The organism is uncultured Cyclobacterium sp. (genome assembly GCF_963976465.1).
Classification (GTDB): Bacteria; Bacteroidota; Bacteroidia; order Cytophagales; family Cyclobacteriaceae; genus Cyclobacterium.
Genome location: NZ_CAXBOC010000059.1, coordinates 1 through 16,018 on the forward strand (window position 1 = coordinate 1; position 16,018 = coordinate 16,018).

A 16,018-nucleotide genomic window follows, 5' to 3' on the forward strand; every position below is an offset into this window, starting at 1 on the left:
CCGTTTCTGTACAAGAAGAATTAGAAAATGCTTTGTCAATCCTTTTTCGCCGGCCCATGAGTATTATGGGAAGTGGCCGTACGGATGCAGGAGTCCATGCCTTGCAACAATTTGCTCATTTTGATGTTAATTTAGATTTCACTAAAGAATATTTCCTAAAAAGAATTAACGGACTATTACCTGATGATATCGCTGTTTTTGATGTTATTCCTGTACATGAAAAAGCTCATGCCAGATTTGATGCCGATTTCAGGAGGTATGAATACCATATTACATTTAGGAAAGACCCTTTTATGATTGGAAAAGCCTGGCATTGTTATTATGACCTTGATTTGGAGGCTATGGCTTCGGCAGTACCGTTACTACTTGGAAGACAGGATTTTGAATGCTTTAGTCGAAAGAAAACAGATGTAAAAACATTTGTGTGTGAAATTAATCATGCTTCCTGGGAACAAACAAGTAAGGGTTTGGTCTTTCATATACAGGCCAACCGATTCTTGAGAGGAATGGTTAGGGCAATTGTTGGAACGTTGATAAAAATAGGCAGGGGGCAATTAGAAAGCAGTAGTTTGTCAGAGATAATATCAAGCAAAGACCGAAACTTGGCTGGAAGTGCTGCTCCAGCTCATGGCTTGTTTCTAAGCAAGGTGAATTATCCGGATCTAATTTTGAAGTAAAATCTACCATATTGGGACTTGAAAAAGAAAATATAAAAAGTGGTGACATCATTGACACCAAAGTATTAAAAAAGCTATATACATTCGTAACTCCATATAAAGATCGATTTTATCTTTTGGTGGGACTTACTTTATTACTGGCTTTATTGGCACCAACTCGCCCATTGTTAATTCAAAAAGCCATCGATGATTATGTTACCATAGGTGATGGGGCCGGCTTACTGAAGATGACTTATTTGTTGGTTGGTTTATTACTGGTTCATGCTTTAGTCCAATTTGGACATACTTATCTTTCCGGTTGGATTGGTCAAGTTATTATCCGAGATATTCGGGTAAAATTGTATCGACATTTGTTGAAAATGCGATTGAAATATTTTGACAACACGCCAATTGGTCGGTTGGTTACCAGGAATATATCGGATGTAGAATCACTCTCTGATGTTTTCAGTCAGGGATTGGCTGAAATCATTGGTGACCTTTTGCAGCTGGTAGCCATTTTGGGGGTGATGTTTTATGTGGACTGGCAGCTTACATTAGTTAGTCTTTGTACCCTACCGCTACTAATTATTTCTACTTATATATTTAAAGAAAAAGTAAAAAAATCATTTAACGATGTTAGAAATGCGGTATCTAACTTGAACTCTTTCCTTCAGGAACATATAACCGGAATGAATATTATCCAGGTTTTTAATAGGCAAGAAAGAGAGTATGAGAAATTTCAGACGATCAATAAAGAGCATCGAAAGGCCCATCTTAAGTCTGTCATGTACTATTCTATTTATTACCCCGTTTCTGAAATCATTCAGGCCATCGGGATTGGTTTGGTAGTTTGGTATGGAGCCACTGGTGTATTTGACCTTGAAATAAAAGTTGGGGTCCTCATCTCTTTTATTATGTATTTGCAGTTGTTTTTTAGACCCATAAGAATGATTGCCGACCGATTTAATACGCTTCAAATGGGAGTGGTTAGTTCTTCCAGGATTTTCGGTATATTAGAAAATGACGAGCAAATTCCGGATGAAGGCAATGATTCTCCAGAAAAGGTAAAAGGGAACATTGCTTTTGAAAATGTTTGGTTTGCTTACAATGAGGAAGATTGGGTGTTGAAAGACATAAGTTTTAAAGCCAATCATGGAGAAACCATAGCCCTGGTAGGTGCCACGGGGGCAGGCAAGTCTTCTGTTATCAATCTTATCAGCAGGTTTTACGATATCAATAAAGGTTCGATCCTCCTAGATGGAAGCCCAATAAAGGAGTTTGATTTGGCTACATTACGCAAGCATGTGGGGGTTGTGTTGCAAGATGTTTTTTTATTTTCAGATACTATTTTTCAAAACATTACCCTTGGAAACCCGGATATTACGAAAGAACAAGTTTTGTACGCGGCAGATTTGGTTGGAGCTAGAAGGTTCATAGAGCGTTTACCCGGAGGCTTGGAATACGATGTAAAGGAAAGAGGAGGAACTTTGTCTGTAGGCCAACGTCAACTGATATCCTTTGTAAGGGCTATGGTATATGATCCAGAAATAATAATACTGGATGAAGCAACTTCTTCTGTGGATACAGAAACGGAAGAATTGATTCAGGCTGCCATAGAGAAAATGATGCATGGTAGAACTTCTATTATCATTGCACACCGGTTATCCACCATCCAAAAGGCTGATAAAATAATAGTTCTCAACAAAGGAGAGATCGTAGAACAAGGGACACATGATGTATTGCTAAAGAAAGAAGGATTTTATTCACAATTGTATCAAATGCAGTTGAAATCTGTTGTAGTGGATTGATAAGTATAGGTTTTAACAGAAATGATTTATTCTGTTTTTAGATGAGAAGTCAGATTGATGCACCATTCAAAAATACCCTGAAAAGGAATAAATGATTTGTTTTTAAATCATTGGTAAATTATCAGCTAAACTGTAACTTGTTGACAGGGCATCCGTAAGAATGGAACTATTAAAGTAGCTCAAATTTAGTCAGAACACATGAAATATGTATTGCCTTTACTATTGATGCTTGTTTCTATCGCATCCTTTGGTCAGCAGCATCAGCTGGGTTTAAGGTTAGGTGACCCCTATGGAATTACCTATAAAATACCGTTAAACGACAATTTTTCGTTTGAAGGTGTTGTAGGAAGAGGAAGCCAAAATAGCGGGCAATATTACAGACGTACATTTGAGAATAACAGACCGGTAAGTTCCGCACGATATTTTACCCATCAAGTGTCGGGAGCCGCTTCCCTTCAAGCAAGAGGTATTTATGAAGAATCTTTTTCTGAGGATTTTAATATTTCGAATGGGGAATTGACCGTCTATGCTGGTTTAGGACTTCAGTTTCGATCTGTAAGTATCGATTACTTTTATAACACCCCCAATGCCACTGAAGGTGCCACAGAATTAATACAAAGTCGTTCAAATATTGATTTAGGGCCGGAAATTTTTGTTGGTTCATCCTATTACCTGAATGATTTGCCAATTGCCTTATTTGTTGAAGTGGGCTTTTTGACAGAAATTGTAGACAGGCTGCACCTCAAAGGGCAAGGGGCGATTGGAGCAAGATATTTATTTGGTAATTAATGGTAAAGATAAAAGTTGTTGCAATACTAATCGGTGTTTTATTGATGGTTTTGACCTTGGCGTATTTTTATATGGGAGGATTCAAACCAATTAGCACTAGGCTTACCGATTGTAGTCAAATTAATTTGATAGGGGTGGACTTTGTTGGGACGCCTCAAGATAAAAAGATAGGAAAGCATTTTCAGATGGTTGAAGAAGCAAGAGAAGACAATCCTTTACACACCATATATTATAAAGAGCCGGAAGGAAAAAGAGATACGCTGCATGTTTTTATAGGATATGAACCGAATAATTTAAAGGAAGATAGGGTTGTTAAGCCTTGGAGCCATAAGACCATCCTCTGTACACAAGCCATTGTTGCCAGACTGGAAATGAATCGTTTTGTAATGCCCGGACCGGAAAAAACCAAAAAAGAAATACTTGCATTTGCAATGGAACAAGGCCTTGAACTAGAAGGTATTTTTATAGATAAAATTATTTCAAACGATTATGTAGAGGTTTGGGCACCCATCAAACCTTGAAAATGAGGCTTGAGAATTACTTTATGCCAATAATATGGAACTAATATTTTATTGTTTATATGTTTTTTTGGTATGGTTTTGGATTTCAAAAAATTAAAATAGGTCAATTAAATTTTAAAATTATGAGTAAAAGTAGTTATTTAATAAGTGCCAAGATGTTTTTGGTTTTTGTCACCGCCTTGGTATTGGTAAGTTGTGAAGGACCTATAGGGCCAATAGGCCCTGCAGGTGAAGATGGAGTAAATATTGTGGGAGAAGTATTTGAAATTGAAGGAGATTTCAATCAGTCCGGCAACTTTGGTATAAGTGGGCAATACGGATTTGATATCTTGGAATCAGACAAAGTACTTATTTACAGGTTAGCGGGATTGGATCAAGACAATAATGATATTTGGAAATTGATTCCTCAGGTTGTTTTCCATAGTAATGGTATTTTCTCCTATGATTATGATTTCACTTTTTATGATTATGCGATTTATATGAATGGAGACTTCGACCTCAATACTTTAGAGTCCGGTTATACAGACGCTCAAATATTCAGGGTTTTGATTGTTCCTGCTGATAGAATAGATGTTAGGATGGATTATTCAGATCATAAGGCAGTATTGGAGATGTTGGGTGTAAAAGAAAAAGAGATTGTAAGAAGGAATTCAAATTAAGCATCTTTTAAAAGGGGATAAGTAAGGATTTAAACAGTTTGCCTAAGGGTGGACTGTTTTTTTTATATTTTGTTGTAATTCGGGATTTTACACATTATCTTTCATGAAATGCTTGGTGAAATATTGATTTAAATTAAGTTCTATGAAAAAAATTGTATACCTAATTGCCTTGGTGACCATAGCGGTTCTGCCGGCATGTGAAGGTCCTGAAGGGCCACAAGGACCTCCTGGGGTAGATGGGGTTGATGGCGAAGATGGAGTAGATGGAGTGGATGGGATTTCTCTTATAAACCTAGTAGCTGAAACAGAGGTAGACTTTACAGAAGAAAATAGCTTTTCTAATTCATTTGGATTTGAGATAGCTGATAGCGACAACCTTTTGGTGTTTATGTTGTGGAATGTGATTGATGACAAACCACTGTGGAGACCTCTGCCAAACACAGTTTTTCTGGAGGATGGAATTACATTGATGTATAATTATCAGTATACAGCAGATTTTATCAATGTTTATATGACCGGAAATACGGATTTAACTACCGTTTCTGATGATTGGACCTTAAATCATTTTATTAGGATTGTTTATTTGCCTGGAGAATTTTTGCAAGAGAATGCCAAATTGGATTTAAATGATTATGAAGCGGTAACCGCAGCTTTAGGTGTTTCTGAATCGGATGTAGTGATAATAGATTGAGAAATAAATAGCGAGATGAATATTTTAAAAAGGCCATCTCTGAATTTTCAGAGATGGCCTTTATTGTTTATGTCTTGTAGTTCTTTTTTGTGTTAAGTTGAATTATATTTGTGGCATGCAAATAAAGAATGATTTACTCCTTAGGGTTATCAAAGGTGAAGAGGTAGAAAGAACTCCTGTTTGGTTAATGCGTCAGGCCGGTAGGATTTTACCAGAATACAGAGCTGTAAGAGCAAGTGTAAGTGGTTTTATTGAGTTGGCTCAAACACCGGAGTTGGCAGCTGAGGTCACCATCCAGCCTGTGGATCTTTTGGGAGTGGACGCAGCAATCATTTTCTCTGATATCTTGGTGGTTCCTGAAGCTATGGGGCTTCCATATAAAATGATAGAAAAGAAGGGGCCTTGGTTTCCTGAAACCATTGGTTCTTCAGCTGACCTTAAGCGCTTACAAATTGCAGACCCCGAAGAGTCCTTAAACTATGTATTAGAAGCAATTCGCTTAACAAAGAGAGGCCTAAATGGACGTGTGCCATTAATAGGTTTTGCAGGAGCTCCTTGGACTATATTTGCTTATATGGTGGAAGGGTCTGGGAGTAAAACTTTTTCTAAAGCCAGGGGGATGTTGTATCAAAATCCCGAATTGGCACATCAGCTTTTAGATAAGATCACAAAAACAACCATCAAATACTTAAAGGCCCAAGTAGTGGCGGGTGCAAACTTGGTGCAAGTGTTTGACAGTTGGGCAGGTATTCTACCTCCTTATCAATACAAAGAATTTTCAATGGAATATATCAAGCGAATATGTGAGGCAATCACTGAGGTGCCTGTCACTGTTTTTGCAAAAGGTACCTATTTCGCTTTAGAAGATATTAAGAATCTAGCCTGTGATGTGGTAGGGCTTGATTGGAACATGGATATCAGAACCGTAAGTGCTCAAATGAAAGGAGAAAAGGTTCTACAAGGTAACCTAGACCCGGCTGCCTTGTATGCTTCAGATGAAGTACTGATCAGACAAACTAAAGAAATGCTGGATCAATTTAAAGGAGAAAGGCATATTGCTAATCTAGGTCATGGCGTGTATCCTGATATTTCCCCTGAAAAAGTAAAACTCTTTATTCAGACCGTAAAAGAATATACCAGCTGAATTAATTAGCGTACATCTGTATAGCAGTTTACCTTTAATTAACAAATTGACCCACCCGATAGGCCCGAATCAGGTGGGTCTTTGTGGTTTTGTATGGGTTAGTCTGATTATAAATCTTTTAAATTATTTGTAAATTCCGGCATTGCTGAATATATTTGCTTTATTGTATTTCAAATACATTAAAACGAGTTATGGTTTTTACCGGTGATTTACAAGTCATATCATGGAACAATTTTTAAGAAGAAAGGACGAGCCGGAATTTTTATCGAAGAGACTTAGTGGCTATATTACTCCAGATGGAAGAATTTTTCTTAGTGATAATTTTAATCTTTTAGTAAAAAGAGGTTTTGACCTGGTTTTTTCAATCGTTTTTATAACCTTCATCATGTCTTGGTTATTTCCCGTAATAGCCCTTTTAATAAGACTGGATTCTAAGGGTCCGATTTTGTATAAGCAGTTGAGACATGGCAGAGGAAACAAAACATTTAGGTGCTATAAGTTTAGGACCATGATTAAAAACAAAGAGTCTGACACCAAGCAAGCTACCAAAGATGATATTCGTATAACCAGGTTTGGGAAATTTTTAAGAAAGTCAAGTCTTGATGAAATCCCACAGTTTTTCAATGTCTTACTTGGAGAGATGTCCGTGATTGGTCCGAGACCGCATGCGGTCCCTATGAATTATATGTTTTCTACAGATATTAGCAATTATATGTTTAGGCATGCAGTAAAGCCTGGCATATCAGGTTTGGCTCAATCAAAGGGGTTTAGAGGAGAGATTTTAAGTTTTTATGATATTTACGGCAGAATAAAACTAGATCATTTTTACATCAGGAATTGGTCATTAGTTTTTGATTTTAAAATTTTGTTTTGGACTATTGGTGCTGTTCTAAGAAAAAATGGGGCTGCCTATTAATTTCTTGATTTTTTTTATATTTCAGTTCAATGCTTTGGTTCACTTAATTGGTTTGTGTTAAATTTTAGTGATTTACGGGAATACACCGAATCTTTCATTCATTCTAAAAGGATTTATTATAGGCAGTTCGTGGCTTGAAATTTGTTTTTAAAACCACAAAAATGGATTTTATATACAAAAAAAGCCTTTTTAATAATTTTTTTTCTTTTTTTTCCTTGCATTGCGAAAAATGCTTTATATATTTGTAAAAATGTATTTCAAATATACATTAATGTTTTTTAAATAGATAATAAGGTTTCTGTGAGGATTCGTAAAGATTGTTAGAGATGGAAAATGTTTTAGTAGACCAAAAAATAGGTCGAACCTTAGAAGAGAAAAATTTTGTAAAAGCTCCAGTACACAAAGAAATCGAAATTCTGTATGGTCGTAATGATAAGTACAGTAAAAGATTGGGAAAAAGGATTTTTGATATAGGGGTATCTGTTTTCACTTTAATTTTTGTGTTGTCTTGGTTGTTTCCAATTATTGCTATTTTAATTAAAATGGATTCGAAAGGAAGCGTGTTTTTCAAACAATTGAGGCATGGGAAAAATAATCAGTTGTTCTATTGCTATAAATTTAGAACTATGGTTAAAAACAATGATGCTGACACGAAACAGGCCACAGTAAATGATGCTAGAATTACTCGGGTAGGGCGGTTTTTAAGAAAATCTAGCCTTGATGAATTGCCTCAAGTATTTAATGTAATTTTAGGAGATATGTCTATAGTTGGACCTAGGCCTCAGGCTGTTCCAATGAATATTGAATTTGCTAAAGAAATAGATAACTTTATGTTTCGGCATCATGTTAAACCTGGAATAACAGGTTTGTCTCAAAGCAAAGGATATAGAGGGGAGATTTCAAGTTTTACTGAGTTGTATTCTCGATATAGGTTAGACAGCTTTTATGTAAGAAAATGGAATCTAATTTTTGATTTAAAGATAGTAATCGAAACAGCGGTATCATTAATATCTAAAAGTGACAAAGCCTACTAAAAGTTAAAGAAAGGGTCAAACAGCTGAATAAAATCAAATCCTTTCTCTCGGAGGTGGGGAGGTATAATTGCAGATATAGGAACTGAATTTGAAGCCGACTTAGGTTTTTAGATAAGTGAAATCAGAATAAGCAAATTTCTCAAAAAGGCTTAACTTGATCAACCATCAAGTTTAATAATTTTGTGTCGGTAAAAAGTTTACTAAATAGAAATTATTTTTTTAGGCACTAAGTTTAAATTGTAATGGGTAGATTTGTCCATTATTCTATTAAATTCTTACTTCTCAGTTCTTATTGTTCTGATAATTAAGTAACTTGCGGGGTGTTTAAATAAATGTTCATTAAATTATTTTTAACTTTTTTCCCAATTTGACCATTCAACGGCTAAAACCCATTAAACAGTTTTATTAACAAATGAAAAACAATAGCTTAATTAGAATTTTGACTTTTATAATCCTCTTTTCGGGAATATTTGGATGTGCGAAAAGAAACCTGGTTTATTTCAGTGATATAGAAACAGGTAGTAGCTACTCTACTAATATAAGTCAGGTTGAGGAACCGGTTATCCAAAGTGGTGATTTAATTAAAATTGTGGTAAGTACTCAAAGTCCGGAGTCGAATTTACTTTTCAATTCAGGGGTTATTTCTAATGATTCGCAGAATAGGATGATGAGTCAGCAATTGCCTACCAATGAGGGGTATCTAGTAGACAAAAATGGTCAAATTAACTTTCCTGTAATTGGGAAGATCGATATTGAAGGTTTTACAAGGGAAGAAGCAACTTTAAAAATGACAGAGTTGCTAGAAGAATATGTAAAAGATCCAATTATTAATATTCAATATTTGAATTTTAAGATTACGGTAATTGGGGAAGTGGCTAATCCCAATACTTTCACCCTAGCTACAGACAGAATCAGTATTCTTGAAGCTTTAGGTTTAGCAGGTGATATGACGCAATATGGTAAGAGAGAAAATGTACTTCTGATCCGTGACCAAGATGGAGTTCGGAAAGCAGTTAGGCTCAATCTTAATGACAAGTCTATATTAAATTCTCCTTATTTTATGCTTCAGCAAAATGACGTTTTATATGTGGAGCCTGATAAAATTAAATCCGTTCAAGCAAGCACCAATCAACGAACGTTAACTATTTTAAGTATTTTAGTTTCATTTGGAGTTTCCCTAATGTTTAATTTACGGTATATCCTTAACGAGTAAAAAGTTTAACCTCACCTTTTTATATAAATAGAAAATTAACCTGGTTGTAAACCATCGGTTCAAATTGTGAACCTTATGAAAAAATCTGATATTTTATCCGATCTATTACTGGATGGATTTATAGACCAAGACGCAAGACCTATGGATTTTAAATTGATAATATTGAGCTACGTAAAATACTGGTGGTTGTTTTTGCTATCCATTATTTTATTTATAAGCTTGGCCTTTGCATACTTGTTCTTTTCTACACCCTTGTACAGTATATCTAGCTCCATTCTTATTAAAATAGATGGGAGCTCAGATTTCACGCAAAACACAGTGTACAGCGAATTAGAAGCTTACGAGACTAATAAACAGGTGGAGAATGAAATGGAAATTTTAGCATCTTACAGCTTAATGAGAGATGCTGTTGAAGAATTGCCGCTTGACTATTTTTTCTATACAGAAGATAAGTATTCTAGGTTGAAGGAATTGTATGGCTATAACGTTCCCGTAAGCGTCAAGACATTATTAAAAAAGCCGGATGTTGGTCAGTATCCTGAGGAGGTAAGGGTAAGTGTGAAACCATTTGATGATCACTTTATTTTAATTCAAGAAAATAACAAAGAGAAAGCTTACCAGTATGGTGAGTTGATAGAAAATTGGTATGGTGAGATTAAAATCAATAAATCGGAAACTTACCAAGGTGAGATGCCAGAACTTCTCCATATCTATTTTAAAAATAAAGACTATGTCGCCGGGTTGTATAGAGGGCGAATACAGGTTAATTTATCCCAAAGATTTGCATCTGTATTTAATATTTCATTAGTAGATGCTGTTCCAGAAAAAGGCAAAGATGTACTAAATAAGTTGATTGAACAATACAATCTTCAGGCAGTAAAAGAGAAAAACGTAACTGCAAGTAACACCATTGATTTCATAGATTCTCAGTTGGATACTTTAACGAAAGAGTTAAATAACATTGAAAGGAGAATCGAAGAATATAGGAGGTCGAACAATATTTCTGACATGGGAACCGAAAATTCTCTGATGGTTCAAAATAGTAAAGAAATTGAAACTCAACTTTCAGAAATCAAAACTCAGATGGAGGTTTTGGACTACTTGGAAGAATACCTAAGGGATCCGGCCAGCTCTGGAGTGGAAGTAGCTTCAAACTTATCTATAATTGATGAGACATTAACCAGTTTGGTAGATGAGTTTAACCGGCTTCAAAATGAAAGACAACGCTTATTGAGGACAGTTCAACCAAATAACCCTTTGGTAACTACTATCGAAGTTCAATTGGAGAGCCTTAAAAACAATATTGGTACAAATATCGCCAATATGAAAAATGGTTTAAGAATTGAAAGTCAAAATCTTAAGGCTAATTTGGATCAAATTAATAGTAGAATTTCAAATGTGCCTGAAATTGAAAGGGGATTATTGGAGTTATCCAGGGAGCAAAGTAGGAAACAAACCCAGTACAATTACCTTCAATCTAAAAAAGAAGAAGCAAATTTATCTTTGGCCACAACTACTGTTTCAAATGCCCGAGTAATCGATAAAGCGTCTTCTAGTGCTTTACCAGTAAAGCCTAATAAAATGGTAATTATTGGAATGGCCCTCATTGTAGGTTTTATTTGCCCTCTAGGATTTGTTTATATTAAAAATGCTTTGAATAGTAAAATCACCCACAAGTCTCAAGTACAAGACATTACCGAAGTTCCAATACTATCTGAAATAAGCAACTACACTAACGGTGGTGAGTTATTGGCTATTTCTGAGAAGAGAAGAACGCCAATTGCTGAGCAATTTAGATTGTTAAGAACCAATCTCAAGTATGTAGCTGAAGGCAAAGATGAAAGGGTATTAATGATCACTTCCAGCATTAGTGGTGAAGGAAAGACGTTTTTTAGTTTAAATCTCGGCGCAAGTTTGAGCATTGCTAAAAAGAAAGTGGTAGTACTTGAGTTTGATTTGCGAAAGCCTGCGCTACTTAAGAGTGTAAATATGAAAACCAAGCTTGGCATTGCTGACTATTTGTCTAATGACAATGTGAAAATAGATGATATAATCCATGATTTTAAGAAGGTCGATGGACTATCTTTAATTGGATGTGGAAATATCCCTGAAGATCCTGCAGAATTAACCTTAGATGATAAGGTTGAGGTACTAATTAGCCGATTGAAGGAAAGGTTTGATTATATAATTATTGATACTGCACCGGTAGGAACGGTGACAGATGCATTTAACTTGGCACCCTATTGCGACAGGACATTGTTCATGGTTCGATATAATTTTACGAGAAAGGAGAATATTATTTTTATGGAAGACATTGACATAAAACATAAGCTAAGAAATACTTCTTTGGTCATGAATGATGCCAAACAAGCCAATGGCTATTATGGTTATTCCTACGGTTATTATCCGGAAGATAAAAAAACTGCAAAAATTTCTGTGTGATTTTTTAAGCTATTGTATATATTTTTCTATTTCGAATGAGGAAATTGTTTTCATCTATTTATCAATACTTTAACAAATTTCTTGCTAAAGGTAATGCACGAACTGTTCTTGCCAAAAAGAATATTATTGGCTCTATTTTAATAAAAGGGGGGAGTATTGCCGTTAGTTTGGTAATGGTACCATTAACCATTGATTATGTCAACCCTACAAGGTATGGGATATGGTTGGCATTAAGTTCCATTGTAGGCTGGTTTAGTTTTTTCAATGTTGGCATGACCCATGGGTTGAGAAATAAATTTGCTGAAGCCAGAACTAAAGGAGATAAAGAAGCTGCTAGGATGTATATTAGTACAACCTATGCCGTTTTAACCATAGTTTTCACTGCTGTATGGCTGGTGTTTTTAATCGTAAACCCCTTCCTGGATTGGGTTGAAATTTTGAACGCTTCATCCGAAATGAGGATGGAACTTTCCATTCTAGCCATTATAATATTCACCTATTTTTGTATGCAATTTGTATTGAAAATTATCAATACATTGGTGACTGCAGACCAAGCACCGGCTAAAGCTTCGCTTATCAACTTTTTAGGCCAAATTATTTCATTATTGGTAATAGTCATTTTGGTTTACACCACCGAGGGCTCACTTATTAATCTTGGACTCGCATTATGTATTGCCCCGATCGCAGTACTTATTTTAGCCAACCTTTTCTTCTTTAATACTGATTACAAAGAGTATAAGCCATCTATAAAACACGTTAATCTATCCCAATCTAAGAATTTATTTAGCTTAGGACTGGTGTTTTTTATTATCCAAATAGCTAGTTTGATTCAATATCAAACATCCAATATTATTATTGCCCAAAGTTTTGGGCCTTACGAAGTAACTACTTATAATGTTGTTTACAAGTACTTTAATGTTTTAGGAATGGGCTTTGGAATTTTTCTTACACCATTTTGGTCAGCTTCAACCGATGCATTTTTTAAAAATGACATCAATTGGATAAAAAAGGCAACGATTAAATACTTACAAATCGGGATGTTGTTTGTTTTGGGTGGTGTAATAATGTTGTTTCTATCAGACACAGTTTACAGAGTGTGGTTAAAAGACCAGGTAGATATTGACTTTACACTCTCATTGTGGGGTTTGTTGTTTTTTACTTCATTTATGTTTGCCAGTATATTTGTTAATTTTTTAAATGGTATAAGTGCACTTAAAATACAATTTTGGTCAAGCCTAATTAGCCCATTGGTGTTTATTGGATCCGCTTATCTGCTGATAGATTATTTTGGTATGGGAGTACACGCCTTGTTTATTTCGTCCCTAATAGCAAGCTTTAATGGAATAATTATTGCCCCGCTGCAATATTACCTCATCATTTATAAGAAAAAGAAAGGAATATGGATCAAGTAGAAAGTGTAAATCCTATGACAGAATCGGTGAATAGAGAGGGAAAGAAACGTGTCGTTCATTTACAATATGGCTCCAGTCCTTCTGGTAATTACGTGCTGAGGTATCATGAAGCTTTTCTTGAGCGTGGTATGGACTCTTATGTTCTTTCTTTGCTTTCCAATGTGAAGGGGGAACCCAAAATTCAAAGTATTGGTAAAAAGGGAGTAATAATTCGAAAAGTAAATCAAAAAATTCAGGATTTTGTTACCAGAAAAAGAGATAAAAAAGCAGGAGGGTTTGCCTTATCTCTGTTTGGAAGTGATATTAGCAAACATGATTGGATAGAGAAAGCAGATTTCATTTATGTTCATTGGATTCTTGGAGGTTTTTTAAGTATTGATGGATTAGAAAAACTTGCCAAATTAAATAAACCAATGATTGTGGTTATGCATGATATGTGGACCATTACGGGGGGCTGTTTTCATAGTTTCGATTGTCAGAAATTTTTAACGCATTGTGGGAACTGTCCCATGTTTCCGGAAGAGAAGGAAAAAGACTTGTCTTACAAACAGTTTGATGCAAAATTAAAGTTTTATTCAGGTTACGATAACTTATTTTTTGTTGCACCCAGTAAGTGGCTGTATAATCTTGCCAATAAAGGTGCATTACTTAAAAATAAACCAGTGTTTCGAATTCCAAACCCATTGGACACCAATCTATTCAAGCCATTTGAAAAGAAAGTTGCCAAAAAGATTTTGAACATTGACAAATACCAACATGTCATTTCATTTGGTGCCAATAAAATAACTAGTCCTTACAAAGGTTGGAAATACTTGATGGAAGCTTTAAGAGACCTTAAAAATAATCATGAAGAACTCAATGTCTGCCTTTTAATTTTTGGTAGTGGACCCAATAAAGAGATTCAAGAATCCATTCCATTTCCATGTAAGTTTATGGGGTTTATTGCTGATGATTATACAACTAATCTGGTTTACAATGCCTCGAATGTTTTTGTTGCCCCTTCCTTAGCTGATAATTTACCAACAACTATCTTAGAAAGTTTAGCTTGTGGGACACCTGTGGTGGGATTTGATGTTGGAGGAATTCCGGACATGATTGCACATAAAAAAAATGGATACTTGGCCAAATATAAAAATGAAAAAGATCTTTCAATTGGGTTGAACTATTGTCTCTCCAAAGAGCTGGAGGGGTATTTATTGCCTGAATTTCAAAAAGATGAAGTAATAAATCAGCATATCAATTTAATGCATAAAGCCAGCAAGAATTAAGTAGGTGGGAAAGGTAGAAAAATATAATGCATCATTAAAGCAATTTTTGCAGTACGATAGGAACGAACTTATCGCGATAAATGTATTCTGGCTGGGTTTTATTGCCTATATCGCTAGTTCAACAATACTGTCTACAAAAGAAATGCCTTTTATGCTTTTTCAGCCTCTGCAGTTATTGGGGTTGGTTGCGATCTTCGGCTCAAGTACTTACCTTATCAAGCCTTTTTTTGAGAATGAATATCTCAAAATATTCTTTTTTCTTTTTTCTTTTTGGGCCATAATAATATTATTAAGAGGAGTTTCTTTTAATAAAGATGTCTTAAAATTAATTTTTCTTAACCCATGGTTTGGAGGAATGTTTTATTTAGTGCCCTTGATCTTATTGTTTAGAAGAAGTTTCTTGTTGTACAAAAAAGTTTTCTCGGTAATCCTTATACTTAGTGTTATTTTTCTTTTGTATAGCTTAATGTTTCGAGGAATCTTAACTGAGGTAATTCCTGACGATAGAAACCGAAGTGTTGTAGAATATTTCACCAAATCGTTGGGAGTTACAGCAATTTTTATCCTTTTCACCCACATGTATCATTCAAAATCCAAGAACCTAATTGCTATTGTAACAGTTTTGGTTGTTTTGGTTTTAGGCGTGATTAGGGCCAGGAGGGGCGTTTTATTTATGGGCGTTTTGGGGTTGCTTTTTGCAGGTTATCTCTATTTTATTAGTGCTAAATCTAAGCTGTTATCCGGTACATTGCTTGTAGGGTTGCTATTAATGGCCATCATTGGAGGAGTGTATGTGTTTTTAAATGTAGAGCTAGAGGCTTTGTACTTCTTGCAAGATAGAGGAGTTACAGATACCCGAACCGGAATTGAGGTTTATTTTTATAAAGACATGCAAGGATTAGATTGGGTAATTGGGAGAGGGATGCTTGGTGAATATTATTGCCCTACAATGGGGCAAGGTAATTATAGGGGTACAGTTGAAACAGATTATCTCAATATGATCTTGAAAGGTGGTATATTAAACCTTGGCCTATTATTGGTAATTCTTATTCCTGCCATATTTTTAGGATTGTTTCATTCTAAAAATCATTTTACCAAAGCATATGCATTGTGGATTTTATTTTGGTTAATTAATACACACCCGTCCACAGTCCAAGTATTTACAATGAACTATTTCCTGGTATGGATAGGGGTGGGGGTTTGTTACTCCTCCTTTATTAGAAGTATACCGGAGGAATCAATGAAATCTTATTTTAAACCCACTTCATAATTTTGGGTTAATGTAAACAAAGATGATTTTAAAATGAAAAAAATTGCGATAGTTACTAAACCCAATTATTCTAGCCCTAGAATTTTGGCAAATTGTTTACAGGCTGTTTTTTCTCAAACAGAGGGGGTAGAGTCCGAATTGTTCTATAAGCTTTTTGTGTTCAAAAGATTACTGAGTTATTCCAAGGTGAAAAGT

14 protein-coding genes are annotated in these 16,018 nt (G+C 35.1%); all 14 read left to right on the forward strand.

Annotation, left to right across the window (positions count from 1 at the left end):
• Window positions 1-677: tRNA pseudouridine(38-40) synthase TruA (gene truA / locus AAC037_RS05255; protein WP_339901994.1), on the forward strand; the 677-nt coding region annotated here is incomplete at its 5' end.
• An 11-nt stretch (window positions 678-688) separates the two neighbouring features.
• Complete coding sequence (locus tag AAC037_RS05260) at window positions 689-2,464, forward strand: ABC transporter ATP-binding protein (protein WP_339901995.1); 1,776 nt, start codon at window positions 689-691, stop codon at window positions 2,462-2,464.
• A gap of 198 nt (window positions 2,465-2,662) precedes the next feature.
• Window positions 2,663-3,253: a hypothetical protein gene (locus AAC037_RS05265; RefSeq protein WP_339901996.1), complete on the forward strand. Its 591-nt coding sequence runs from the start codon at window positions 2,663-2,665 to the stop codon at window positions 3,251-3,253.
• Entirely contained in the window at window positions 3,253-3,774 is a 522-nt protein-coding gene (locus AAC037_RS05270; protein ID WP_339901997.1) for a hypothetical protein, read from the forward strand. The genes AAC037_RS05265 and AAC037_RS05270 overlap by 1 nt, the downstream gene beginning before the upstream one ends.
• A 122-nt stretch (window positions 3,775-3,896) precedes the next feature.
• Window positions 3,897-4,433: a hypothetical protein gene (locus tag AAC037_RS05275; protein WP_339901998.1), complete on the forward strand. Its 537-nt coding sequence runs from the start codon at window positions 3,897-3,899 to the stop codon at window positions 4,431-4,433.
• Window positions 4,434-4,575: 142 nt separating this feature from the next.
• Window positions 4,576-5,124: a hypothetical protein gene (locus AAC037_RS05280; RefSeq protein ID WP_339901999.1), complete on the forward strand. Its 549-nt coding sequence runs from the start codon at window positions 4,576-4,578 to the stop codon at window positions 5,122-5,124.
• Between the two features lie 115 nt (window positions 5,125-5,239).
• On the forward strand, window positions 5,240-6,268 hold the full coding sequence (gene hemE, locus AAC037_RS05285) for a uroporphyrinogen decarboxylase (protein ID WP_339902000.1): 1,029 nt from the start codon (window positions 5,240-5,242) through the stop codon (window positions 6,266-6,268).
• A 223-nt stretch (window positions 6,269-6,491) separates the two neighbouring features.
• A complete protein-coding gene (locus tag AAC037_RS05290; protein ID WP_339902001.1) occupies window positions 6,492-7,184 on the forward strand; it encodes a sugar transferase in 693 nt (230 codons plus the stop codon).
• 326 nt (window positions 7,185-7,510) lie between these two features.
• A complete protein-coding gene (locus AAC037_RS05295) occupies window positions 7,511-8,218 on the forward strand; it encodes a sugar transferase (protein ID WP_339902002.1) in 708 nt (235 codons plus the stop codon).
• A 412-nt stretch (window positions 8,219-8,630) separates the two neighbouring features.
• Complete coding sequence (locus AAC037_RS05300; protein ID WP_339902003.1) at window positions 8,631-9,431, forward strand: polysaccharide biosynthesis/export family protein; 801 nt, start codon at window positions 8,631-8,633, stop codon at window positions 9,429-9,431.
• 75 nt (window positions 9,432-9,506) lie between these two features.
• Window positions 9,507-11,873 carry a GNVR domain-containing protein gene (locus AAC037_RS05305; RefSeq protein WP_339902004.1) on the forward strand — a complete coding sequence of 789 codons (2,367 nt, stop codon included), beginning with the start codon at window positions 9,507-9,509 and terminating at the stop codon, window positions 11,871-11,873.
• 35 nt (window positions 11,874-11,908) lie between these two features.
• Window positions 11,909-13,285, forward strand: a complete 1,377-nt coding sequence (locus tag AAC037_RS05310; RefSeq protein ID WP_339902005.1) for an MATE family efflux transporter — start codon at window positions 11,909-11,911, stop codon at window positions 13,283-13,285.
• Window positions 13,273-14,553, forward strand: a complete 1,281-nt coding sequence (locus tag AAC037_RS05315) for a glycosyltransferase (protein WP_339902006.1) — start codon at window positions 13,273-13,275, stop codon at window positions 14,551-14,553. The genes AAC037_RS05310 and AAC037_RS05315 overlap by 13 nt, the downstream gene beginning before the upstream one ends.
• Window positions 14,554-14,557: 4 nt before the next feature.
• A complete protein-coding gene (locus AAC037_RS05320; protein ID WP_339902007.1) occupies window positions 14,558-15,823 on the forward strand; it encodes a hypothetical protein in 1,266 nt (421 codons plus the stop codon).
• Window positions 15,824-16,018: the final 195 nt, after the last annotated feature.